We start from the raw sequence: 22,392 nt of genomic DNA, 5'->3' as shown, positions 1-22,392 counted from the left end.
TTTTGACCGACTCCGCGACCCCCGCCGCAAGCGATCTGGCTACGCTGATCGAAACCGTGCAGCGCAACGAGCGCACACTACGAAGCTTTCAGAGCGTTGAGCTGCAATTGATCGGCGCGCGCGACTGGAGCACTTTTCTCGACGGCGTGCTCGTGCGGCTTCGCACAGTGTTCGCGCTTGCGTCGGTCAGTCTCTGGGTCGATGAGCGCGAACCGTTGCTGCGCGAGCTGCTGGAGATCGACGCGCCGCATGAAGCCGCTGCTGCGTGCCTGAAAGCCGGGCGCGGCCACGGTGCGGCGCTCGCGCGTCTGTGCGGCGCGCAGGCCGCCCTTGCGCATTGCTGGCTGGGCCCGGCGAGCGAACTCGACGCGGCGACCCGCGACACTTTTATCGACGCACGCGCGCACAAGGGCAGCGCGATCGTGCTGCCGCTCTGCGCGCACGACGCGGTGCTCGGCTATCTGTGCCTCGCGAGCGGCGACCCGCATCGTTACGAGGCGAGCATGGCGACCGATCTGCTCGAACGCTTTGCAAACGTCGCCGCGCTGAGTCTCGACAACGTCGCGCACCGCGAGCATCTGCGCCTGATCGGCATCACCGACCGGCTCACGGGCCTGTCGAACCGGCACTATTTCGACGAGCGCCTGCACCACGACGTGCATCGCGCGGCGCATCACGCCGAGCCGATCTCGTGTCTGTTCATCGACATCGACCATTTCAAGCAGATCAACGATGCGCATGGTCATACGGTGGGCGACCAGGCGCTGGCGGCGATTGGCGTCGCGCTGCGTCAGCACGTGCGCGTGGGCGACACGATTTCGCGCTATGGCGGCGAGGAATTCGTCGCGCTGCTGCAATGCGATATGCCCGACGCGCTCAACGTGGCCGAGCGCATCCGGCGCGCGGTGCAATCGATCGTAGTCCATAGCGAGGACGGCGCGTGCCTCGAGCTGAGCGTGTCGATTGGCGTTTCCGCTTATCGGGCCCATCGCGCACATCGCGCCGATTCCGCTGCAACGAACCGCGACGACGCGGCCAGCACCGCGCAGACGCTGCTCGACGCCGCCGACCGTGCGATGTACCAGGCCAAGCTCGAAGGCCGCAATCGCGTATCGACGCTCGACATGCATGCTTGAATCGCTGATAAAAAACCAGATGGCAATTCGCCATTTTCTAAATAAATCGCGCCGAGATTAACGATTGCCAACGGGCGTTGTTTATTTAATTTCCAGAAATAATCCATTCACGCCGCGCGCATGCGGCTAACGGCGCATCGTACATTCGTGCCACGAGGCGTGTTGCACCGCAACCCTCAAAAAAAAGCCTCCGCGTGCGCGAGGCAGTCAAAATTACCCGCTTCGAGCAGGCAAAAAAACGCGCAAACGTTAGCGTGCAAGCCGTCGAATGCGAACGCATCGATTCGAGCTATTTCTCAGACGAATGTAACGAAACTGACATAAAGAGTCATTAGCGTGCTGGTTTTCCTTATTTATTGGAACGGATAGCCATGCATCCCGCGCTTGCGCAGTTTCGTCGACCGGGACTTTCAGCAGGTCCGCGTAGCGCCGGGGAATTGGCACAGGACGTACCGGCCATCGACGCTGCGGATTCAAATTCTCTGGTGATGGAGATTTTCTATTCGCGGCGCGATATGGCCAGTCTGGCGGTGATCGAAAACGATCGCCCCATCGGCCTGATCAATCGCGATATTTTTCTGTCGCAAATGAGCAAGCCGTTTCATCGCGAGCTTTACGATAAAAAAAGCTGCATCGCGTTCATGGACAAAGAGCCGCTGATCGTCGAGGCGGACATGAGCATCGAGGCGCTCACGTTCAAGACCGTCGAGGTGGGCGAGAAGGCGCTGGTGGATGGCTTCATCGTCACGCGCGAAGGCCGTTTCCTGGGCGTGGGCAACGGGCTGCGTCTGCTGAGCATCGTCGCGGAAATGCAGGCGGAGAAGAATCGCCAGATCATGCAGAGCATCGAGTATGCGAGCGTGATCCAGCAAGCCATGCTGCGCGCTTCGCGCGAAACGCTCTCGACCACGCTGCCCGACGCGGCGCTCGTCTGGGAACCGCGCGACGTGGTGGGCGGCGACTTCTATCACTTCGCCGCGTTCGCCGACGGCTGGTTCGGCGCGGTGGCCGACTGCACGGGTCACGGCGTGCCGGGCGCGTTCATGACGCTGCTGGCGTCGGCGTCGCTTTCGCAGGCGCTGGAGCAACTGGGTCCGCGCGATCCGTCCGCGCTGCTGGCGTCGGTCAATCGCAGCGTGAAGGCGCTGCTCGGCCAGATCAACGGCGTGGGCGACGCGCCGCAATCCAACGACGGTCTTGACGCCGCGTTCTTCTGGTACGACGCGAGCCGCGCGCAACTGCTGTTCGCGGGCGCGCGCGTGGCGCTGCATGTATTGCGCCCCGACGCCGATGCGTTCGAAAGCATTGCGGGCGACCGCATGGGCGTGGGCTATGTCGACAGCCTCGCCGACTACGCGTGGGGTTTGCATACCGTGGACGTGCCGCCAGGCAATCTGCTGTTCGTCTCGACCGACGGTTTGACCGATCAGATCGGCGGCCCGCGCAAGATCGCGTTCGGCAAACGCCGCGCGCTCGAACTGATCCTTGCCGACCGCGAGAACACGCCCGCCGGAATTTCGGCGCGCCTGCTCGAGGCGCTGGGCAAGTGGCAAGGCGCGCAGGCGCGCCGCGACGACGTCACACTTTTCTTTGCACGTGTTTAAGGCAATCCACGAATATGTCTGCCATTCTGGATCAGAACCATTGTTTCTTTGAAATTGCGCGTCAGCGCAACCTGATTTTTTATCACAAGGGCTATTTCTCCCACAGCATCGTGGCCGCCATGAGCGAGGTCGTGAAGCTGCAACTGGAAGTGGCCGGACTGAGCGGGCCGACGCGCCGCAAGATCTTCTCATCGTTCATCGAACTCTCGCAGAACATCGTGCATTACTCGTCCGATGCGCTCTCCGAGAACTGGCAGCAGGGCGGCGCCGTGCGCGAAGGCGCAATGTGCATTTCCGCCGACGGCGAGCGCCATCTGATGGTGTGCATGAATCCGATCGCGACAGTGGCCGTGAACGATCTGCGCGAGAAGCTGGAGCCGCTGCGTTCCATGTCGATCGAGGAAATCAAGCAGGCCTACAAGTTGTCGCTGCGCGCGGACACGCCGACCGAGAGCAAGGGCGCGGGGCTGGGCTTCCTGACGATGGCGCGCGATGCGAGCGCGCCGCTCGAATTCGCGTTCTATCCGCGCGAGGACGATCCCGATACCACGCTCTTTTGCCTCAAGACCATCATCTGACCAGGGCCGGTTACAGAATGGAAAACCTATTTATCGCCGCCACGGCGACTTCGCCGGAAATCGATTTCCGCTTCGATCAGCAATGGCTTTCGCTTCGCGGCGAGTCGTATCCCGAGAACGCCGCCGCGTTCTACGCGCCGATCATCGAGCAGCTCAACGCGTGGCTCGATGCGAACACGGCCGCGGCCATCACGGTCGAAGTCACGCTCACGTATTTCAACAGCTCCAGCACGAAGATGCTGTTCAGCGTGTTCGACGCGCTCGACCGCGCGGCATCGGCGGGCAATCAGGTGCAGGTGAACTGGTATCGCGACGAGGAAGACGAGACGATCCTCGAATTCGGCGAGGAGTTGCAGACCGACTTCACGGCGATCCAGTTCAACGATTGTCCGGTGGCGACTTGAGGACCGCGGGCGTGGACGCCACCGCATATCGCCGCGAGGTCTCTCACGATCATGCGCCGGACCTGTTTCGCAACGAGAGCGAAGCGCTCGAACGCGCGCGCGCGATCGGCGCGGACCCGCACGCGGATGCCGACGCCTATCGCCAGGCGCTCGACGAACTGATCCGCCATTACGAGCGCCTGATGCGCGAGACGCGCCGCCTGATCGGGCGCAGCGACCGCGCCGAGCGCGAGATGCAGGCGCTGACGCAGCAACTGCACTATCGCGCGACGCACGACGCGCTCACGGGCGTGTTCAATCGCAGCGCGGTGATCGAGCGCACCGTCAAGGCGTTGCGCGCGGATCGCGCGGTGATGATCCTGCTCGATATCGACGACTTCAAGAAGGTCAACGACGACTTCGGCCATCCGGCGGGCGACGCGGTGATTCTCGGCATCGTCAACTGCCTGCGCGGGATTCTGGGCGAGCACGGTCTCATCGGCCGCGTGGGTGGCGAGGAGTTCACGGTGGTGTTGCCGGGCTTCGAGATTCGCGATGCGCTCGATCTGGCCGAGCGCATGCGCGCGGCGATCGCGGCGCACGCGTTTCCGGATCCGGTGAGCCGCAGCATCACCGCGAGTTTCGGCGTGAGCGACAACGCGGCGGGCACCGACTTCGACACGGCCTATGGTCTCGCCGACGCCGCGCTCTACGCGGCGAAACGCGGCGGCCGCGACCGCGTGTCGTTCGACGGGCCGCTCGCTTCGGCGTAACGCCGGCTTCGTTGCGGCGCGCTAGAAACCGTGGCGCACGGTCAGCGTCGCGCCCGTGTCGTGCGAGTGCAGCACGGCCACGCGCGCCGTGCCGGAGAACACCCAGTCGTCAACGATCAGCGACAGGCGGCGTTGCGGCTGCGCGCCGAGCGTGAGCGTGGAGTTGGGTATCTGCATGATCGAGAGCTGCGGCGCCGTGGACGGCCCCATGCGCAGATACGCCTGCGCGGGCTGGCCGGCCGCACCGGGCGGCGCGCTGCCTGTCGCCGCCTTCGCATCGGCGAAGCGGTACTCGTGCGCGACATCCGCGCTGTAGAAGTTCTCGAATTGCGTCTCTGGCGCGCCGGGCGTGCGGCTCTGATACGCCATCTCGTAGCGATAGACGTAGCGTTGCGGCTCGGGTATCGCCGCGACGACTTCCATGGGCAGGGTGGGCGCGATGTTCGCCAGCGTCAGGGTTCCGGGCGCATCGGTCGCGATGCCGTCCGCGAATGCATATCCGCTCAGCATAAAAATGATTGCGCCGACAATCCTTTCGTTCAGGCACGTCATGACCATGCCTCCAATGAAGGAATTGAAACGTCACACGACCTGGGGTACGCCTGGGGTAAGTACCGAAAGCGAATGCCTGTGCCGCTTCGCGCGACAGAAGCGTGAAGGACACCCAAGCATTGTAGTCAGTCCTGCGCGTCCTGCCAGTTCAATGTGTGCGCTGGCGACCGTACGCGCGCGAACGATGCGCAGCCGGTTGTCGCGCGCACCGTACGGGCCCGACGCGTCCGGTCTGGCTGATTTGGTCCGCGTGCCGGCCGTGCTCAGGCCAGCAGCGCGAGCGTCGTCTCCAGCACGCTGCGTTTGAATTTCTTCGGATGATTGGGCAGCGTGGAGAACGCGGCCATCAGATGCGCGTAGCTGACGGTCTTGCTGATGCCGTTCATCAGCACGAAGAACAGCATCTCGGCGTCCTGCACCTTGAGCTCGCCCGCGCGGGCGGCATCCGCGAGCAACGGCACGAATACGTCGTGAACCGGCCGCACGAGACGTTCGACGAGGCGGTCGAGGCGCGCGCCTTCTTCGGTGGCGGCGGTGGCGAAGAACAGGCCGATATCGGGCTGATCGAACACCTTGTCGATATAGATTTCCAGCGCACGGTCCACGCGCGCCTTCGGGCCGAGATCCGAGTCGCGCAAGGCCGCCGTGGCTGCGATCATGGGCGCGGCGTGTTCGGCGATCTGCTCGACCACGGCCGTCCACAAGGCCTCTTTCGAACCGAAGTGATGCGCAAGCAGCGCGGGATCGACGCCCGACTCGCGCGCGATCTCGCGCACGCTGGTCGCGTCGTAGCCGCGCGTGCCGAAGGTCTTGCGCGCATTGCGCAGCAGCACGTCGGGGCCGACCGAGGCGTCCTGCGCCGGCCGCCCGCGGCCGCGCTTCATCGGCGTGGGCGTGAACGATACGGTGGCCTTCTCTTTCATGCGGGTCTGCATTCCATGATTTTCGATGGACGTGAGTGTACCCGAGCCTGGCCGCGTCACCGCGGGAGCCCGTATCGGACGCGTTGACGCGGCGCGCGGCTCGGCTTGCGGGGCTGCGTCGATATCTGGATTCGATTCTGCGTCCGATTCTGCGTCCGTTTGACACACAGCATGGGGCGGGTTTACCATCGGTCTTTATTCATCACGCGTTGAATTGAAAATGTCGAAACCGGTTCGTATCGTGATCGTGGGCGGCGGCATCGCCGGCATTGTGTTGGCAACGAAGCTCGGCGACACACTCGGGCGCGCGGGCAAGGCGCAGGTCACGCTGATCGACCGCAGCCCCACGCACATCTGGAAGCCGATGCTGCACACCATCGCCGCCGGCACGCGCGACGTGCAGCAGCAGCAGGTGATCTTCCTCGCGCATGCGAGCGAGCACGGCTACGCCTACGAGCCGGGCGAGATGCTCGGTCTCGACCGCGAGCGCCGCCGCGTGCAACTGGGCGCGATCACCATGCCGGACGGCACGATGGTGCTGGAGCCGCGCGAAGTCGGTTACGACGTGCTGGTGCTCGCGCTCGGCAGCCGCGCGAACGACTTCGGCGTGCCGGGCGTGAAGACGCACTGTCACTTTATCGACAGCCAGAAGCAGGCCGAGATCTTCAACGAAGCGCTGCGCGCGCGGGCGTTTCGCAGCGTGGCGCGCGACGAGGCGTTGCGTGTGGCGATCGTCGGCGGCGGCGCGACCGGCGTGGAGCTGGCGGCCGAACTGAGCCGTCTGCTCGAAGTGGCGAGCGCGTACGGCGACGCTTCGGTGCGCGAACGTTTGCAACTCACGCTGCTCGAAAGCGGACCGCGCATTCTGGGCGCGTTTCCGCCGGCTATTTCGGCGTCGAGCCAGCAGCAGCTGGAGATGATCGGCTTCACGGTGAAGACCGGCACGCGCGTGACCGAGGCGTGCCCGGGCGGCTTCGTCCACGATGACGGCGCGCTGGCGCAGGCCGATCTGATGGTGTGGGCGGCGGGCGTGAAGGCGGCGGAATTCCTGAGCGGCATCGGCGGACTGGAAACCACCCGCGCGAACCAGATCGTGGTCGGGCCGACGCTGCAATCCACGCGCGACGATCACATCTTCGCGCTCGGCGATTGTTCGAGCCTCACGCCCGCGGGCGCCGAACGTGCGCTCGCGCCCACGGCGCAGGTGGCGACGCAGCAGGCGGAGTATCTGGCGCGCCATCTGCCCGGCTGGCTGGCGGGCAAGCCGTTGCCCGATTTCGCGTTCCGCGATTTCGGCGCGCTGGTCTCGCTGAGCGACTACGACGCGTTCGGCACGCTCGGGCGCTTCGGCTTCTTCCGTGGCGGCTTCATTCGCGGACGCGTGGCGCAACTGAGCCACGCGATGCTGTATCGCCGCCATCAACAATCGCTGCATGGCTTGCGCAAGGCCACGCTTTTGTGGACCGCCGAGCGGATCAACGGCTGGGTGCAGCCGAAGATCCGGCTCGCGTGAAGTCCGTGCGGCGGTTGTGCGGGAGCGCGAGACGCACGAAGCGCCACGCGCATCGCGAGCGGGCAGACGGTCGTGAGCATCGGCAGGCGCGGTGCGCGGATCGTCGCTCGCGCTCATCGCGTGCCATGCGATGAAGCGAGCGAGGCGCTGAGCGCCGTTTGTCATGGCATCGATTCGAATTGATTCGGATAACTACAAATAAGATGCAGGCGAAAACGCGCGTAAAGCTTCAAGCCGCGCGCGTCAGCTCTCGCACACCACGTCGTGATCGTAGCGCGCGTTCAGCAGTTGCAGTTCCTGTTCGTGCTCGGCCATGCGGCGCGGAACCGCTTCGCGCAGAAACTCCACGAGCGTTTTGATCTTCGCATCGAGATACTGGCGCGACGCATAGAGCGCGAACACGTTGAACGGCTTGAGCCGCGCGCCGGGCAGCACCTGCACGAGCGTGCCGTCGCGCATGCCTTGCAGCGCCGTGGGGATCGGCAACATGCCGATGCCCATCCCCGCGCGTATGGCCTCGCCGAGCGCCTCCGCAATATTCACGGTGAGCGGCGCCTGCTGCGTGGGGCGGAAGGTCCGCGCCGGCTCGCCTTCGTGCTGGCCTTCGAATTCCCACGCCAGTACCGGCAAATCCTGGCGCGTGAGCTGCACGCAGGTATGCCGCTCCAGATCGCCGATGTCGAGTGGCGTGCCGCGTCGCGCAAGATATTGCGGCGCGGCGCACAGCACCGAACGCGACGTGCCGAGCCGCTGCGAAACGAGCGACGAATCCTTGAGCGTTTGCGCGACGACGATCGCCACGTCGAAGCGTTCTTCGAGCAGATCGGGCGTGCGCTGCGCGAGCACCAGGTCGACGGACACATCTTCGAATTGCTGCGTGTAGCGCGCGAGCAGCGGCGTGAGGTAATGCTGGCCGAAGCTCGCAGTGGCGTGCACGCGCAGGCGGCCGTTGGGTTGCGCGGCGGCGCCCATGGCTTCGGCGTCGGCGAGCGCGACTTCGTTGAGAATGCGCTCGCAATGCTCCAGATAGCGGCGGCCCGCTTCGGTCAGCGAGATCTGGCGCGTGGTGCGGTTGAAGAGGCGCGTTTGCAGACTCGCCTCCAGTTCCATGATCGCGCGCGACACCGCTGCGGTGCTGAGCGCGGCGCGCGACGCGGCCTTGGCGAAACCGCCGGCTTCGGCGACGCCAACGAACATCTTCATGCTGCCCAGCTTGTCCATCGGATTCCGTAGGGGGAGGGGAGGCCACTCGCGCATATATTCAGCGCGTGATGAAATAATTTTACTGCGCGGGACGAGCGTGTGTCAAAGTGTGCATGCTTACGAAAAGCCTTCTACGTAGGCATTTTCGAGGATGCACGCCGCGCGCGAGTGCAAGGAAAGATCCGGAAAGCGAGTGAAAGCGTCAGGCCGCGACGGTGATCGCCGGGTTGGAGCGGACTGCGGATGCGAGGGAAATGAAGGTGTTCGACCGTGGGCGGCGCGCTCGCGTTGCACGGCGCGTCGCTTCGATATCGCGGGACAGGCTTCGAAAGCCTGCGATCAGGCGGGGATCAGATGGGGATCAGTAATGCGAGCAGGCGAGCACGCAATACAGGGCGCTGACCGTGGCCGCGACGCCCAACCCCGCACCGAGGCCGATATTGCCAATGGTGGTGGCGCAGCCGTTCAGGCCCGCGAGCGCGGCGCACAGACTCAGCACCGCGAGGGTTCGTCGAAATGCGGACATGGCGTGATCCGTTTGTAAGCAATGCGCGGATAGTACCCAGTCCGGGGAAGTTTCCTTTGTGACAGAAAGCAGGGGTTTGCGAAAGCGCTTACCGTTCCTTACGCGCGGAAAGCGCTTTCGCGGCGGGCCTTGAAATGACCCGCAATATCGGCTTCGATCAGCGGCCTTCCGGCGCGAGCGCGGCCGGCGCGTCGTCGAGGTTTTCGGCTGCGTTGCCGGCATTGCCCACGTCGCCCGCGATATCCTCCAGCGCGGCGCGGCTCGTTTCCACGCGCAGCGCGAGAATCGCCACGCAGAGCACGGCGAGAATCGCTGTCACCATCGCGATCACGCCCGAGACGCCGAAGCGTTCGTAGAGCATCAACGCGAGCCACGGCGTGGCGATCGACGAGGCGCGTCCGCAGGTGCCCGCCACGCCGGTGCCGCGCAGGCGCATTTCGGTCGGGAAGAGTTCGGGAATGTAGCCGAACAGGCCGAGCGTGCAGATGGTGTAGATCGCGCTCACGAGGCAGAAGCCCACGAGCATGATGGCGGTGGGATCGCGCAGCGTCACGTAGAGCCAGCCGAGCGCGACGCTCACGATCGACGACACCACGATGCCGCGCGCGCGTCCGACCCGGTCGGCGATGAAGTAACCGATCAGGCCGCCCACCGGCGAGCCGATCGACATCACGAACACGAAGCCGAGCGACTTCACGATCGACAGACCTTGCGCGACGAAGAACGTCGGCAGCCACGCGATGAAACCGTACAGCCCCACGTTCACGCCGACGGCCGTGAGCGCCGCGACCAGCATGCGTCCGCGCATGCCTTTGGCGAACAGCGCGCTGAGCGGCACGCTGCCCTTGTGCAGATCGACGGCGCGCTGCACGGGCGGCAGTTCGCCCACCTGCGCGCGCACTTCCTGTTCGATCTCGGCGAGCGTGGCTTCGGCTTCCTCGAAACGGCCGACCGATTCGAGCCAGCGCGGCGACTCCGGCATGCGATGGCGCAGGAACCACACCACCAGCGCGCCCACGCCCGCGAGCGCGAACATATAGCGCCAGCCGAGATGCGGGATGACCCAGTAGCCCGCCGCGAGCGCCGCGAACAGCCCGCTATTGGTGATGACCGCGAGCAGCGAGACCCACTTGCCGCGCGTGGCGGGCGGCACGAATTCCGCGAGCGTGCCCGCCGCCACCACGAGTTCCGCGCCGAGCCCGAGGCCCATGATGAAGCGCAGCACGATCAGCCATTCGATGTTGGGCGCGAAGCACGCGGCGATCGAGGCGAGCCCGAACACCGCGAGATTGACCTGATACGAATAGCGCCGCCCGAGCCGGTCGCCGAGCCAGCCCGCGATGAACGCGCCGACCATCATGCCCATGAACGTCGACGAGACGAACAGCGCGCCGTGACGCATGTCGGTGAAGCCGTCCTTGACCATCGACGCCATCGCGCCGTTGGCGAGATAGATGTCGAAGGCGTCGAGGAACGCGCCGCCCGCGATGAGGCCGAGTATCTTCCAGTGAAAGCGTGAAACGGGTAGCCGGTCGAGGCGTCCGGCGGCATTGACCGCGTGGTGCATGTGATGTCTCCGATTGTGATGCGGCCCCCGGGGCCGAAGGGCCGCGGGGGCTTGCTGCCATGCGCCGCTTATTGCTGCGGCGTTCTATGGTGGGCGCGGGTCGTCCGCTCAGGTCAGACCGCGCCGGTGTCGTGCAGCGCGCGAATCTGCGTCGCGTCGTAGCCGAGTTCGTTCAGGATGGCGTCGGTGTGCTCGCCGAGCGCGGGCACGGCGTCCATGCGCGGCGCGTCCGCGAGCGTGACGCCGGGCGGCAGCAGCGCGGGCACCGCGCCCGCGGGCGTCTGCACCTGCGTCCAGCGTTCGCGCGCGGCGAGTTGCGCGTGCTCCCACACGGCCTGCATGTCGTTGATGTGCGCATTGGCGATCTTCGCGGCTTCGAGGCGCTCGATCACGTCGTGCGCGCTGAGGCTGGCGAAGGCCGCCACGATGAGCGCGCCGAGCGCCGCGCGATGCTCGACGCGGCGGCTGTTCGAGGCGAAGCGTTCGTCGGCGGCGAGTTCGGGCTGGCGCAGCACGACGTCGCAAAACGCCTTCCATTCGCGCTCGTTTTGCAGGCCGAGCATCACCGACTTGCCGTCGCCGGCCTTGAACGGACCGTACGGATAGATCGTGGCGTGCGCCGCGCCGTTGCGTTGCGGCGGCGTCTGGCCGTCGATCGCGTAGTAGAGCGGATAGCCCATCCACTCGACCATGCTTTCGAGCATCGACACGTCGATATGGCGGCCGCGCACGGTTTTGCCGCGCTCGATCAGCGCCGCGAGAATGTTCGAGTACGCGTACATGCCGGCGGCGATATCGGCGATCGAGCAACCGGCTTTCGCGGAATCGTCGGGCGTGCCGGTAATCGACAGAAAGCCCGACTCGCTCTGGATCAGCAGGTCGTAAGCCTTCTTGTCGCGATACGGACCGTCGCCGCCATAGCCCGAGATATCGCAGACGATCAGACGCGGATAACGCTCGCGCAGCGCGTCGTAGCCGAGGCCGAGCCGCTGCGTCGCGCCGGGCGCGAGGTTCTGCACGAACACGTCGGCGTCGGCGAGCAGCGTGTGCACGATCTCGAGCGCTTCAGCGCGCTTCACGTCGAGCGTGAGGCTTTCCTTCGAACGGTTGGTCCAGACGAAATGCGAGGCGAGACCGTGCACGCGCTCGTCGTAGCCGCGCGCGAAATCGCCCACGCCGGGACGCTCGACCTTGATGACGCGCGCGCCCAGATCCGCGAGCTGGCGCGTGCAGAACGGCGCCGCGATTGCGTGCTCGAACGTGACGACCTTGATGCCTTCGAGAGGGCGCATGATTCGGCTCTCCGGTTAGAACGAACGCGGCAGGCCGAGAATATGTTCGGCGACGTACGAGAGAATCAGGTTGGTGGAAATCGGCGCAACCTGATAGAGACGCGTCTCGCGGAACTTGCGTTCGACGTCGTATTCGCACGCGAAGCCGAAGCCGCCGTGGAATTGCAGACAGGCGTTGGCGGCTTCCCACGAAGCGTCGGCGGCCAGCAGCTTCGCCATGTTGGCCTGCGCGCCGCAAGGCTCGTGCGCGTCGAAGCGGCGGGCGGCCTCGAAGCGCATCAGGTTCGCGGCTTCCACGTTGATGAACGCGCGCGCGATCGGGAACTGCACGCCCTGGTTCTGGCCGATCGGACGGCCGAATACCTGGCGATCCTTAACGTATTGCGACACCTTGTCGACGAACCAGTAGCCGTCGCCGATACACTCGGCCGCGATCAGCGTGCGCTCCGCGTTGAGGCCGTCGAGAATGTACTTGAAGCCCTTGCCTTCTTCGCCGATGAGATTTTCCGCCGGAATTTCGAGGTTATCGAAGAACAGTTCGTTGGTCTCGTGATTGACCATGTTCAGAATCGGCTGCACGGTCAGGCCCTTGCCGATGGCTTCGCGCAAATCGACGATGAAGATCGACATGCCTTCGCTTTTCTTTTTCACGTCCGAAAGCGGCGTGGTGCGCGCGAGCAGGATCATCAGGTCGGAATGCTGCACGCGCGAGATCCACACCTTCTGGCCGTTGATCACATAACGGTCGCCCTTGCGCACGGCCGTGGTCTTGATCTTCGTGGTGTCGGTGCCGGTGGTCGGTTCGGTCACGCCCATCGACTGCAGGCGCAGTTCGCCGTTGGCGATCTTCGGCAGATACTTGCGCTTCTGTTCTTCGGAGCCGTGGCGCAGCAGCGTGCCCATGTTGTACATCTGGCCGTGGCACGCGCCCGAGTTGCCGCCGCTGCGGTTGATCTCTTCCATGATCACCGACGCTTCGGTGAGGCCGAGTCCCGAGCCGCCGTACTCCTGCGGAATCAGCGCGGCGAGCCAGCCCGCTTGCGTGAGCGCGTCGACGAAGGCTTCGGGATAGCCGCGCGCTTCGTCGATCTTGCGGTGATATTCGTTCGGAAACTGGCTGCACAGATCGCGGACGGCTTCGCGAATGTCCTGGAATTGATCGGGCGTGGCGTCGTTCATGTCGTGGATCTCGGTGAATCTCGGTGGAAGGAAGGAGCCTGCGGGGCGCGATGCTTCAGGCGAGCACGGCGCGCGCCGACATGGTCAGCGCGCCGTCGTGGTCCTGCGCCCACAACTCGATGGATTGAGCGTCTTCGGCGCGGCGGCCGCAGACGCGAAACGGGTGGCCGAGAAACGTCGGCCGGACCGCTTTCCAGGCGTATTCGCGCACGACCGCGCCGGGCACGCTGCGCGATACCAGATCGAGCAGCAGCGTGGCGATCAGCGGACCGTGCACGACGAGATCGGGATAGCCCTCGACGCCGCGCGCGTACTCGCGGTCGTAGTGAATGCGATGGCCGTTGAAGGTGAGCGCCGAATAGCGGAACAGCAGCGTTTCGCTCGGCGTGATCTCGCGTGTCCAGTCGGCGTTCGCCGGCGCGGGCGTGGGCTTTGGTTGCGGCTGGCCAGGCTGCGCCGGCTCGCGATACACAATGTCCTGTTCCTCGCGGATCGCCGTTACGCCATCGGATTCGATCGCATGCTCGACGGTCACGAAGGCGAGACGCCCGCTGCGGCCTTCCTTGTGCTCGACATTGAGCACGCGCGAGACGCGCTCGGCCTGCGCTCCGATCCTGAGCGGCGCATGAAAGCTCATGCGCCCGCCCGCGGCCATGCGGCGCGGCAGTCCGAGATCGGGCAGGAAGCCGCCTTTTTGCGGATGACCGTCGCTGCCCAGTTCGGCTTGCGGCGCGGCGGACCAGAAGTAGAGCCAATGCCAGATGGGCGGCAGCGCGTCGCCCGAACGCGGCGTGCTGCGGCAATCGAGCGTGGCGGCCAGCGCGGCGGCGGGAGCGGGGGAGAGGAAATCTGTGACGTTCTGCGTCGGCTGTTCGAGCCGATCGGGTTGGCATGCGTGCATCGCCGTCTCCAGCGCCGGTGCGGCCGGCGCTTTTTGCAATAGGAATGAGGCGACTGTAGGCGAATGTCCGGCGCGGCGGAAATACCGATTGAATGTGCCGGTCATAAGGGTATCCTATGACCCTCGCTTGAACCGGCAGGAAGGGCAGCACCTCATGGACGTTCGTCAGCTTCGCTATTTCGTGCACATCGTCGATTACGGCAGTCTGGGCAAGGCCGCCGAAAAGCTCTTCGTGGCGCAGCCTTCGCTGAGCCAGCAGATCGCGAAGCTCGAAGACGATCTCGGCGTGCCGCTACTCGTACGCAGTCCGCAGGGCGTGAAGCCCACGGCGGCCGGGCAGGCGCTTTATCGCCATGCGCGGCTCGTGCTGCATCAGATGGAACAGCTGCGCCAGGAAGTGCGCGACGGCGTGGGCGCGGAGTCGGGCACGGTCGCCATCGGCTTTCCGACGACCATGACGTCCGTGCTGGCGATGCCGGTATTCGAGCGTGTGCGCGAGCGTTATCCGGGCATTCGCCTGCAATTCTTCGAGAGCATGAGCGGCTACCTGAACGAACTGCTCGCGAACGGGCGGCTCGACCTCGCGATTCTGTTTCGCGACACGGCCACGCCAGGCATCTCCGCGCTGCCGGTGCTCGACGAGGAGCTGTATCTGCTGGGCGAGCCGCGCGGCGTGTCGGCGCGCACGCGCACCGTCACGCTGGCCTCGCTCGCCGACGTGCCGATGGTCGCGCCCGGCGTGGCGAACGGCTTGCGCCTGCTGCTGGAGCGTACGTTCGCGCGCGAACAGGTGCCGCTGAATATCATCGCCGATGTGGATTCGTTGCCGATTCTGCTGTCGCTCGCGCAGTCGGGCGCGGCGTGCACGATCTTGCCCGCTTCGGCGCTGGCGCTGCGGGCGAGCGCCGACCGGCCCAGAATGCGCCGCATCGTCGATCCGGTGATCCGGCGGCCTGCGAGCATCTGCTGGCCGAATGCCTTGCCGGTGAGTTCGGCGTCGCTGGCGGTGCGCCGCACGATCTGCGAAACGATCGAGGCGCTGTGCGCGCGCGGGTCGTGGGAAGGGATCGAACTGCGGGAGATGGCGCAGGGCGGCTAGACAGCGCGGCCCGCGAGCCATAGGTAAAACAACTGGTTTTCGCGACCGCACGCCAGCGTCATACATACGCTGGCGTGCGAGAGCGGCATTGCGCCGCCCGTGTCGTGCTGCTTGCTACTGCTTATTGCTGCTGTTCTTGCTGCTTGTTGTCGATGCGCTTGGGCTTCGGCGGCGATTCGATCTTCGCGTACTGGAAGGCCGGCGTAGCCTTGAGCGCTTCCTTGGTCGCGCCCGGCAGATAGAGATTGCCCTTGCGCACTTCGAGCGAAGCGATGGGCACGGCCACGTCGTGCGCAGCCACGCCGAGGAAGCCGCCCGCTGCGACGATGGCCGCCGACACCGAACCGTCCGGCGCCACGATCAGGTCGCGCACGGTGCCCACCTTGACGTTGTCGTCGTTATAGACGGCCTTGCCGAGCACGCTCTTCTTCACGCTCCAGCCTTCGAGCAGCGCCTGCGACTGTTCGACCGTCACGCTCAGCGGCTGCGCGCCGGCGACCTGGGCTTGCGCGCCTGCACTGGCCACACTCGCGGCCACGACTGCGGCCGCCAACATCGTCATGCGGAAAGACATTTCTGGTGCTCCTGAATCAGGTTGGGTTTGCGGCGATGCCGCCCGATATAAAAATCGAACGGCCATAGTAGCCGGAATGAAAAAAAGCTGCGCTTAAGGTGCAATGCGGCAGAAAGCCCACGGTCATTCGACGGTCGATCGGTACTCGATGACATAACGGACGTTTTATGAAACGCGCCTTTCGCAACGGCGCGCGAGCGCCTAGTCTGTAACCACATGATACGGACTGGCCCGGATTCGGCGCAGGTGCGGCGGAGCGAGACGCCAGCCTTGAAGGAGACAACCGATGGACCTCGAAACGCGCACGATGACCCGCGTGACGGCACGCCTCGTGCCTTTCCTGATCGTCTGCTATTTCATCGCCTATCTGGATCGCGTGAATGTGGGTTTTGCTGCGCTGCAAATGAACAAGGCGCTCGATTTATCGGCGAGCGCATTTGGCTTTGGCGCCGGTATTTTCTTTATTGCGTATTTCTTTTTCGAAGTGCCGTCGAATTTGCTGCTCGAACGTTTCGGCGCGCGGCGCTGGATCGCCCGCATCATGTTTACGTGGGGCTTGCTGGCGGGCGCGATGGCGTTCATTCCGCATATCGCGCAGTGGAGCGGCATGTCGAACGCGCACGTGTTCTATACGCTGCGCATTCTGCTGGGCATTGCCGAAGCGGGCTTTTTCCCCGGCATCATCTTTTTGCTGACGCTCTGGTTTCCGGCCAAATATCGCGCGCGCGTAGTGGGCTATTTCATGGCGGCCATTCCGCTTTCCACGGTGATCGGCGGTCCGGTGTCGGGCTCGCTGCTGTCGATGGACGGCCTCGCCGGACTCGCGGGCTGGCAATGGGTCTATCTGATCGAAGCGGCGCCCGCGCTCGTGCTGGCCTTCGTCGTGCTGTTCTATCTCACCGACAAACCCACGCAAGCGACCTGGCTCGCCGACGACGAACGCGAATGGCTCGTCGCGCGTCAGGCGCAGGAGCGCAAGCATCGCGAAGCGGTCCATACCTTCAGCGTGGTGGAAGCGCTGATCAATCCGCGCGTGCTGGCCGTGGCGCTGATTTATTTCGGTGCGAACGCCACCAATTACGGCTTGAGTTTCTTTCTGCCGCAGATCGTCAAGGCGTTCGGGCTCACGAATGTGCAGACCGGTTTCGTGACTTCGTTGCCGTATATCGTCGGCGTGATTTCGATGGTGTTCTGGGGCCGTCACTCGGACCGGCGTCTCGAACGCAAGAAACACGTGGCGTTTGCGCTCGCGGTGGCCGCGGCAGGCATTGCGGCGGCGGCGGGACTCGACAATCCGGTGCTCAAGATGCTCGCGCTTTCGGTGGCGGGCTTCGGCATCTTCGGCTGCCTGCCGGTGATCTGGACGCTGCCCGCCGCCTTTCTCTCAGGCGCGGCGGCGGCGGGCGGCATCGCGGCGGTCAACTCGCTTGGCAATCTCGCGGGCTTCTTCGGCCCCTATGCGATGGGCTGGATCAAGGACAGCACGGGCGGTTTCGGCGCGGGGCTGCTGTGCCTCGCGGGCGCGGGCCTCGTCGGCGCGGCGGCCGCGCTGCTGCTGCATCACGACGCCGCGCTCGAAACCATGGGCACGCCCGACCGCGCCGGACCGTCCGACGCGCACAAGGTCATGGGCTCATAGCAAAAATATCGGCATCCTAAGGAAGTCGCGTGCGCGTGATGTCGACGGGCTGTTCGCTCGCGTCGAAATCCAGCGACGGCAACGCTGGATTCACGCGCCGCGCGCTGCGCCAGATCATCAGCAGGTGATAGTAGAGACGCGGACTCAAGCCGAAGCGATACGCGCGCAGATTGCGCAGCGCGAGCTTCAGGCCGATACGCGCCTCGCGATTGCGCGCATGCAGCGACACGACGATCGGCACGAGCCGCCGCAAAGCAATACGTCGCGCGGGTTCGAGTGCGGGCGGCAAGGCCAGCGCCTGCACGAAACGCCAGGCCGCGAGCGAAGCGGCATTCGGCGTGTGACGCGTGGCCTGCGAAACCGACACGTCTGTCTTGCAATAGACCGACACGTAATCGTCGACGTAACAGACCTTGCGTGCCGCGAGACACAACTGCGTGCCGAACACGAAGTCGCAGCACACTTCGTCGTGACCGCCATAGCCGATCTGCTTGACGAGCGCGGCGTCGGCGAGCCAGCCGTTGTTCGGGAACATCTGCACGATGCCCGCGCGTCCGGGCAGCGCCAGCAAACCGGCCGCCGCGGGCGTGCGATGAAACGCGAGATTGAGCCGCCGGCTGCCTGCGAGATCGATGCGTCCGCGATGATCGGCTTCATATTGATTGCCGAACGCGACCTGTAGATCCGGATAACGCGTCCATTGCGCCAGCAGCCTTTCGATGCCGTTTGCGACCAGCAAATCGTCGTCGTGAATCAGCAGAATCTTTTCGCCGGTGGCGCGCGCGAACAGACTCGCGACATTGCGCGCCTGTCCGAGCGGAGGCGTGTTGCGCCGATACGCGATGCGCTTATTTCGGCCGTAACGCGCGGCGATTAAAGCCGCCGTACGGTCGTCCTGCGAATCGTCGCCAATCACGATTTCGATGTTTGTATGTGTTTGCTGCAAACACGATTCAATGCAGCGAATCAACAGATCGGGACGATTGCACGTAGGCAGACATATCGAGACCTTGGTTTTTATCGTCATGGGCCTACCCCATTGCTCAGTAATCATAATGAGGTTCGCAATGCGAACGCCAAACAACTTGCAAGACGGTAAGGGATAAAAACTCGAAAGAAATTGAAAATAAATCGCAAGCTTGGCGAATTCGGGAAAACGCTGATTGGGCGGGCGTTGCGCGAATTCGTCAGACGATTCAAGAAGAAAAACGCATGGTGCAGTGCAAATAAAAGCTTGCGGTGCGCTAACTGGAAGATAACCACGGGTCATCGGCGCGGCTCCGGAAAATAGCGCCACGTCATCGCGTAAATGGCTGCCGGAAAATGCGTCGGCTCGATTAGCATCCTGATATCGCCTGTACCGATCGACACCCATGACGCCATCCCAATACGTCCACAAACCCTTAACGCCGTTACGCCGCTCGTTCGCGCGCTTTTCGTTATCGGAAATGGCGAAGTACACGAAGCTCACGCTCGGCTTGTGGATCGGTTTTGCCATTCCCTACCATTTCGGTTATCCCGACGCGGCCGTCGCGCTCGCCGGTTCGGCGATGCTCACGCTGGCGCTCGGCAGTTCGATTTCGGCCGCGCGCGGTTATTTCTACAAGCGCGTGACCTCGAATCTCGTGGCCATGCCCATCGGCACATTGCTGATCTGGCTGACCGCGCCGCATTTATGGCTGGGCGTGCTGCTGCTGCCGATCGTGATCTTCGCGATCGTGAGTCTGCGTCCCTCGGTGTTTCAGATGACGAGCATCACCGTGCCCATGACGCTCGTGCTCTATACCGGCGAACATATTCCGCTGCTCGAACAACGCCTGATTGGCGTGGTGCTCGGCATGCTGCTCGGTTTCGTGATCCAGCAGATTGTGTTTCCGCCCGATCATGGTTTTTGGGCGAATACGCTCGTGAATAACGGCAATGAACAAGCGACGGCGTTGCTCACGCAAATCGCCGCAGAGAAACTCGACCGCACGCAATTGAAGTCGCTTACGGCCGCGCTGCGCAAATCGAGCAGCAATCTGAAAGAGGCGCACGACCTATTGAAAGCGGATCTCGCGCAGTCGTGGGTGTCGCCGCATTTGCAGCGCAATCGTTCGCGCCTGCCGCTGTTCTGGTGTTATCACGAACTGTTCGATTCGGTGGTTAATTTTCTCGAAACGTTCGACACGTTTCATGCGCAATTCGAAGCGCTCGACGGGCACTGGAAAACGGAATATCTGCGCGGGCTCGGTTTGCTCGCTGCCGCGCACCGGCAACTCGCCGATGTCGCCGATCTGCGAGTCGAACGGCCCGGACTGGACGACAAGCCGCTGCGGCTTGCCACGCTCCAGACGCTGTTCGAATCGTTGCCCGCGGCAGGCATCTACACCAGCGTGTATCTCGGGCATCTCACGGGCTACGGCATTTTGCTGTGCCGCCTGAGCGACATGCATACCGAGCATCTCGGCGAAGCGCCGGTTTAACCGTTTTTCGTTTTAAAGACACGCGAGACGCGTGCGATCTGGCACGAAAGAAAAAATAATTCTGCGTTTGCCCGAAATCGGCGAGCGATTTGGAATCATTTTCTCGTCGCTGCCGCGTAGCATGGATGGCCATTCGAGTCTCGAAATCTCTCTTCCCAGTACCACGAGAATGGCTGAAAAACTGCACTATTTCGACTACGCGGCGACCACGCCGGCCGACCCGCGCGTGATCGCCGCCATGAGCGAATGCCTCGGCATGGAAGGCGCGTTTGGCAATCCGGCATCGAGTTCGCACGCGGCGGGCATGCAGGCGCGCTCGCTCGTCGAAGCCGCGCGTGCCCAGGTGGCCGCGCTGATCGGCGCGCACGCCGACGAGATCGTCTGGACCTCGGGCGCGACCGAATCGAACAATCTCGCCTTGAAAGGCTACGCGGATAACGCCGCCGACCGTCGCCATCTGATCACCAGCTGCCTCGAACACAAGGCGATTCTCGATACCGTCGCGAGCCTCGAAAAGCGCGGCATGACAGCGAGCTTCGTGCGTCCCGACGCGCACGGCGACATCACGCCCGCCGCCGTGCAGGCCGCGTTGCGCGACGACACGGGCCTCGTTTCGCTGATGCTCGTGAACAACGAGATCGGCACGTTGACCGACATTGCCGCCATCGCGCCGATCGTGCACGCGGCGGGCGCGCTGCTGCACGTAGACGCCGCACAGGCGCTCGGCAAGACGCCGATCGACGTGAACGCGCTCGGCATCGATCTGCTGTCGATGTCGGCGCACAAGGTCTATGGGCCGAAGGGCATCGGCGCGCTGTACGTGCGCCGCGAAGCCGCCGCGCGCATCGCGGCGCAGATGCACGGCGGCGGCCATGAGCGCGGACTGCGTTCGGGCACGCTCGCGACGCATCAGATCGTCGGCATGGGCACGGCGTGCGCGCTGGCCGCCGAGCGCATGGACGCCGATACGCAGCGCATCGCGCAACTGGCCGCGCGTCTGCTCGACGGTGCGCTGCGTCTCGACGGCGTCACGCAGAACGCGCGCGCGGCGCGCCGCATTGCGCATACGCTGAGTCTCACGATTGGCCACGCGGGCTTTTTCCCGTTCATGCTGGCGGCGGATGTGGCGGTGTCGTCCACGTCGGCGTGCAACTCGGCATCGGGCGCGCCTTCGCACGTGCTGAGCGCGATCGGTCTCGACGCCGACGCCGCGAGCCGCACGCTGCGTTTCAGCATCGGCCGCTACACGACCGAAGCCGATGTCGATCACGCCATCGCCCGTCTCGCCCAGGTCGTGACGCAATGCCAGCCGGCGCAACGCCGCGAAGCGCCGGCGGCGGTCTGAGGCGCTGAACGCGGCGCGTTTGCTTCGACCACGGCGCGCCGCGTAAAGTGTGAGGGCTGCCGCTCACAGGCGTCGGCCGGGATCGCCCGGCGCGGCGCGCGCAAGCCGCGCGGGCGGCGCTGCGAGAGGCCCTTCATGCCGGATCACGCCCTGCCCGCACTCGCGGGCGCGCGCACGCTCTATACCGCCGATATCGGCGGCTCGTTCATCCGCCTCGCCGCCTGCACGCACGCGGGCGAACTCGTCGCGCTCGCGAAGCAGCCCACGCCCGCGCGCGACTGGACTCAATTCGTCGATACGTTGAGTGCAATGCTCGCGGCGCATGTCGACGGTGCCGCCGATGCGGCGCTCGCGCTATCGATTGCGGGCCTCGTCGATCCCGCCGACGGCACCGCGTTTTCCGCCAATATTCCCTGTATCACGGGCCGCAAGCTCGCGAGCGAACTCGGCGCGCGGCTCGGCCGCCCGGTGTTCGCCGCGAACGACGCTGACTGCCTCGCGCTCGCGGAAGCCGTGGCCGGCGCGGGCGCCGGTCATCGCGTGGTGTTCTCCGCCGTGCTCGGCACGGGCGTCGGCGGCGGCCTCGTCGCGAACGGACAGCTGATACAGGGCGCGGGCGGCGTGACGGGCGAGTGGGGGCACGGTCCCATCGTCAACACGCAATGTCAGCCGGAAGGCGAGCCCGAGCCGCTGTACGTGCCGCGCTTCGCGTGCGGCTGCGGTCAGCGCGGTTGTGTCGATACGATAGGCGGCGCGCGCGGGATCGAGCGGCTGCATGTGTTCCTGAACGCGGCATCGACCACCGATTCGCCGACACCCGCGCTGGACAGCCACGCGATCCTCGATGCCTGGACGCACGCCGATCGCGCCGCCGTGCGCACGATCGGCGTCTGGCTCGAACTGGTCGCGGATCCGCTGGCTGCCGTGGTCAACGTCACGGGCGCGTCGCGCGTGACGGTGGGCGGCGGGCTCGCCGGTTCGCCCGCGCTAATAGGGCGGCTCGATCAGGCGGTCCGCTCGCACGTGCTGCATCGGCGCGACGAACCGCTCGTGGTGCCCGGCCGTTTCAGCGCCGATGGCGGCCTGATCGGCGCGGCGCTGCTCGCGCGCCAGGCTTCAAACCGCTAAGCCTCGTCAACG

20 protein-coding genes and 1 pseudogene are annotated in these 22,392 nt (G+C 64.8%); 11 read left to right on the top strand and 10 right to left on the bottom strand.

Annotation, left to right across the window (positions count from 1 at the left end):
- Nucleotides 1–2: 2 nt before the first annotated feature.
- The 5 genes from G5S35_RS27170 to G5S35_RS27150 all read left to right on the top strand — a co-directional run bounded on the left by G5S35_RS27170 (nt 3) and on the right by G5S35_RS27150 (nt 4,474).
- Nucleotides 3–1,136 carry a GGDEF domain-containing protein gene (locus G5S35_RS27170; RefSeq protein ID WP_183039487.1) on the top strand — a complete coding sequence of 378 codons (1,134 nt, stop codon included), beginning with the start codon at nt 3–5 and terminating at the stop codon, nt 1,134–1,136.
- Nucleotides 1,137–1,624: 488 nt separating this feature from the next.
- Nucleotides 1,625–2,740 carry a SpoIIE family protein phosphatase gene (locus G5S35_RS27165; protein WP_420874548.1) on the top strand — a complete coding sequence of 372 codons (1,116 nt, stop codon included), beginning with the start codon at nt 1,625–1,627 and terminating at the stop codon, nt 2,738–2,740.
- A 14-nt stretch (nt 2,741–2,754) separates the two neighbouring features.
- Nucleotides 2,755–3,318: a SiaB family protein kinase gene (locus G5S35_RS27160; protein WP_065061521.1), complete on the top strand. Its 564-nt coding sequence runs from the start codon at nt 2,755–2,757 to the stop codon at nt 3,316–3,318.
- Nucleotides 3,319–3,335: 17 nt separating this feature from the next.
- Nucleotides 3,336–3,722 (top strand): DUF1987 domain-containing protein, encoded by a 387-nt coding sequence (locus G5S35_RS27155; RefSeq protein ID WP_110329193.1) that lies wholly within the window; start codon nt 3,336–3,338, stop codon nt 3,720–3,722.
- An 11-nt stretch (nt 3,723–3,733) separates the two neighbouring features.
- Complete coding sequence (locus G5S35_RS27150) at nt 3,734–4,474, top strand: GGDEF domain-containing protein (RefSeq protein WP_065061523.1); 741 nt, start codon at nt 3,734–3,736, stop codon at nt 4,472–4,474.
- A 21-nt stretch (nt 4,475–4,495) separates the two neighbouring features.
- Here G5S35_RS27150 and G5S35_RS27145 read toward each other — a convergent pair whose 3' ends face one another.
- Nucleotides 4,496–4,984 carry a hypothetical protein gene (locus tag G5S35_RS27145; protein WP_237181476.1) on the bottom strand — a complete coding sequence of 163 codons (489 nt, stop codon included), beginning with the start codon at nt 4,982–4,984 and terminating at the stop codon, nt 4,496–4,498.
- A 305-nt stretch (nt 4,985–5,289) separates the two neighbouring features.
- Complete coding sequence (locus G5S35_RS27140) at nt 5,290–5,949, bottom strand: TetR/AcrR family transcriptional regulator (protein WP_183039484.1); 660 nt, start codon at nt 5,947–5,949, stop codon at nt 5,290–5,292.
- Nucleotides 5,950–6,169: 220 nt separating this feature from the next.
- On the opposite strand from G5S35_RS27140, the gene G5S35_RS27135 reads away from it, so the two are divergent.
- Nucleotides 6,170–7,462: an NAD(P)/FAD-dependent oxidoreductase gene (locus G5S35_RS27135; protein ID WP_065061524.1), complete on the top strand. Its 1,293-nt coding sequence runs from the start codon at nt 6,170–6,172 to the stop codon at nt 7,460–7,462.
- Between the two features lie 243 nt (nt 7,463–7,705).
- Here G5S35_RS27135 and G5S35_RS27130 read toward each other — a convergent pair whose 3' ends face one another.
- The 6 genes from G5S35_RS27130 to G5S35_RS27105 all read right to left on the bottom strand — a co-directional run bounded on the left by G5S35_RS27130 (nt 7,706) and on the right by G5S35_RS27105 (nt 14,130).
- The gene (locus G5S35_RS27130; protein WP_065061525.1) at nt 7,706–8,683 is read right to left on the bottom strand and encodes a LysR family transcriptional regulator; all 978 of its coding nucleotides are present in this window, start codon (nt 8,681–8,683) and stop codon (nt 7,706–7,708) included.
- A 343-nt stretch (nt 8,684–9,026) separates the two neighbouring features.
- Complete coding sequence (locus tag G5S35_RS27125; protein WP_167371394.1) at nt 9,027–9,191, bottom strand: hypothetical protein; 165 nt, start codon at nt 9,189–9,191, stop codon at nt 9,027–9,029.
- 157 nt (nt 9,192–9,348) lie between these two features.
- Nucleotides 9,349–10,758, bottom strand: a complete 1,410-nt coding sequence (locus G5S35_RS27120; RefSeq protein ID WP_065061526.1) for an MFS transporter — start codon at nt 10,756–10,758, stop codon at nt 9,349–9,351.
- A 113-nt stretch (nt 10,759–10,871) separates the two neighbouring features.
- A complete protein-coding gene (locus G5S35_RS27115) occupies nt 10,872–12,050 on the bottom strand; it encodes a CaiB/BaiF CoA transferase family protein (RefSeq protein WP_183039483.1) in 1,179 nt (392 codons plus the stop codon).
- A gap of 15 nt (nt 12,051–12,065) precedes the next feature.
- Nucleotides 12,066–13,229 carry an acyl-CoA dehydrogenase family protein gene (locus tag G5S35_RS27110; RefSeq protein ID WP_065061528.1) on the bottom strand — a complete coding sequence of 388 codons (1,164 nt, stop codon included), beginning with the start codon at nt 13,227–13,229 and terminating at the stop codon, nt 12,066–12,068.
- A gap of 55 nt (nt 13,230–13,284) precedes the next feature.
- Nucleotides 13,285–14,130 (bottom strand): HTD2 family dehydratase, encoded by an 846-nt coding sequence (locus G5S35_RS27105; protein WP_183039482.1) that lies wholly within the window; start codon nt 14,128–14,130, stop codon nt 13,285–13,287.
- A 154-nt stretch (nt 14,131–14,284) separates the two neighbouring features.
- Here G5S35_RS27105 and G5S35_RS27100 point away from each other — a divergent pair, with 154 nt between their 5' ends.
- Nucleotides 14,285–15,229, top strand: coding sequence for a LysR substrate-binding domain-containing protein (locus tag G5S35_RS27100; RefSeq protein WP_065061529.1), 945 nt, complete (start codon nt 14,285–14,287; stop codon nt 15,227–15,229).
- 121 nt (nt 15,230–15,350) lie between these two features.
- Here the strand turns inward: G5S35_RS27100 and G5S35_RS27095 are convergent, their stop codons facing one another.
- Nucleotides 15,351–15,803, bottom strand: coding sequence for a PRC-barrel domain-containing protein (locus G5S35_RS27095; RefSeq protein WP_065061530.1), 453 nt, complete (start codon nt 15,801–15,803; stop codon nt 15,351–15,353).
- A 286-nt stretch (nt 15,804–16,089) separates the two neighbouring features.
- Here G5S35_RS27095 and G5S35_RS27090 point away from each other — a divergent pair, with 286 nt between their 5' ends.
- On the top strand, nt 16,090–17,442 hold the full coding sequence (locus tag G5S35_RS27090) for an MFS transporter (RefSeq protein ID WP_065061531.1): 1,353 nt from the start codon (nt 16,090–16,092) through the stop codon (nt 17,440–17,442).
- A 16-nt stretch (nt 17,443–17,458) separates the two neighbouring features.
- On the opposite strand, the gene G5S35_RS27085 is transcribed toward G5S35_RS27090, so the two are convergent.
- On the bottom strand, nt 17,459–18,469 hold the full coding sequence (locus tag G5S35_RS27085) for a glycosyltransferase family 2 protein (RefSeq protein ID WP_074981852.1): 1,011 nt from the start codon (nt 18,467–18,469) through the stop codon (nt 17,459–17,461).
- A 346-nt stretch (nt 18,470–18,815) separates the two neighbouring features.
- On the opposite strand from G5S35_RS27085, the gene G5S35_RS27080 reads away from it, so the two are divergent.
- The 3 genes and pseudogenes from G5S35_RS27080 to G5S35_RS27070 all read left to right on the top strand — a co-directional run bounded on the left by G5S35_RS27080 (nt 18,816) and on the right by G5S35_RS27070 (nt 22,380).
- Nucleotides 18,816–19,907 carry an aromatic acid exporter family protein gene (locus tag G5S35_RS27080; RefSeq protein WP_183039481.1) on the top strand — a complete coding sequence of 364 codons (1,092 nt, stop codon included), beginning with the start codon at nt 18,816–18,818 and terminating at the stop codon, nt 19,905–19,907.
- Between the two features lie 169 nt (nt 19,908–20,076).
- Nucleotides 20,077–21,222 (top strand): annotated as a pseudogene (locus tag G5S35_RS27075) (cysteine desulfurase family protein); the annotation flags it as partial.
- A gap of 165 nt (nt 21,223–21,387) precedes the next feature.
- Nucleotides 21,388–22,380, top strand: coding sequence for an ROK family protein (locus G5S35_RS27070; RefSeq protein WP_183040001.1), 993 nt, complete (start codon nt 21,388–21,390; stop codon nt 22,378–22,380).
- The last annotated feature ends 12 nt before the right edge of the window (nt 22,381–22,392 follow it).

Source organism: Paraburkholderia tropica (assembly GCF_014171495.1).
In the GTDB taxonomy this organism is placed as follows: Bacteria; Pseudomonadota; Gammaproteobacteria; order Burkholderiales; family Burkholderiaceae; genus Paraburkholderia; species Paraburkholderia tropica.
Note: the sequence above shows the minus strand (reverse complement) of the source record. Positions and strands in the feature narration are given on the sequence as shown.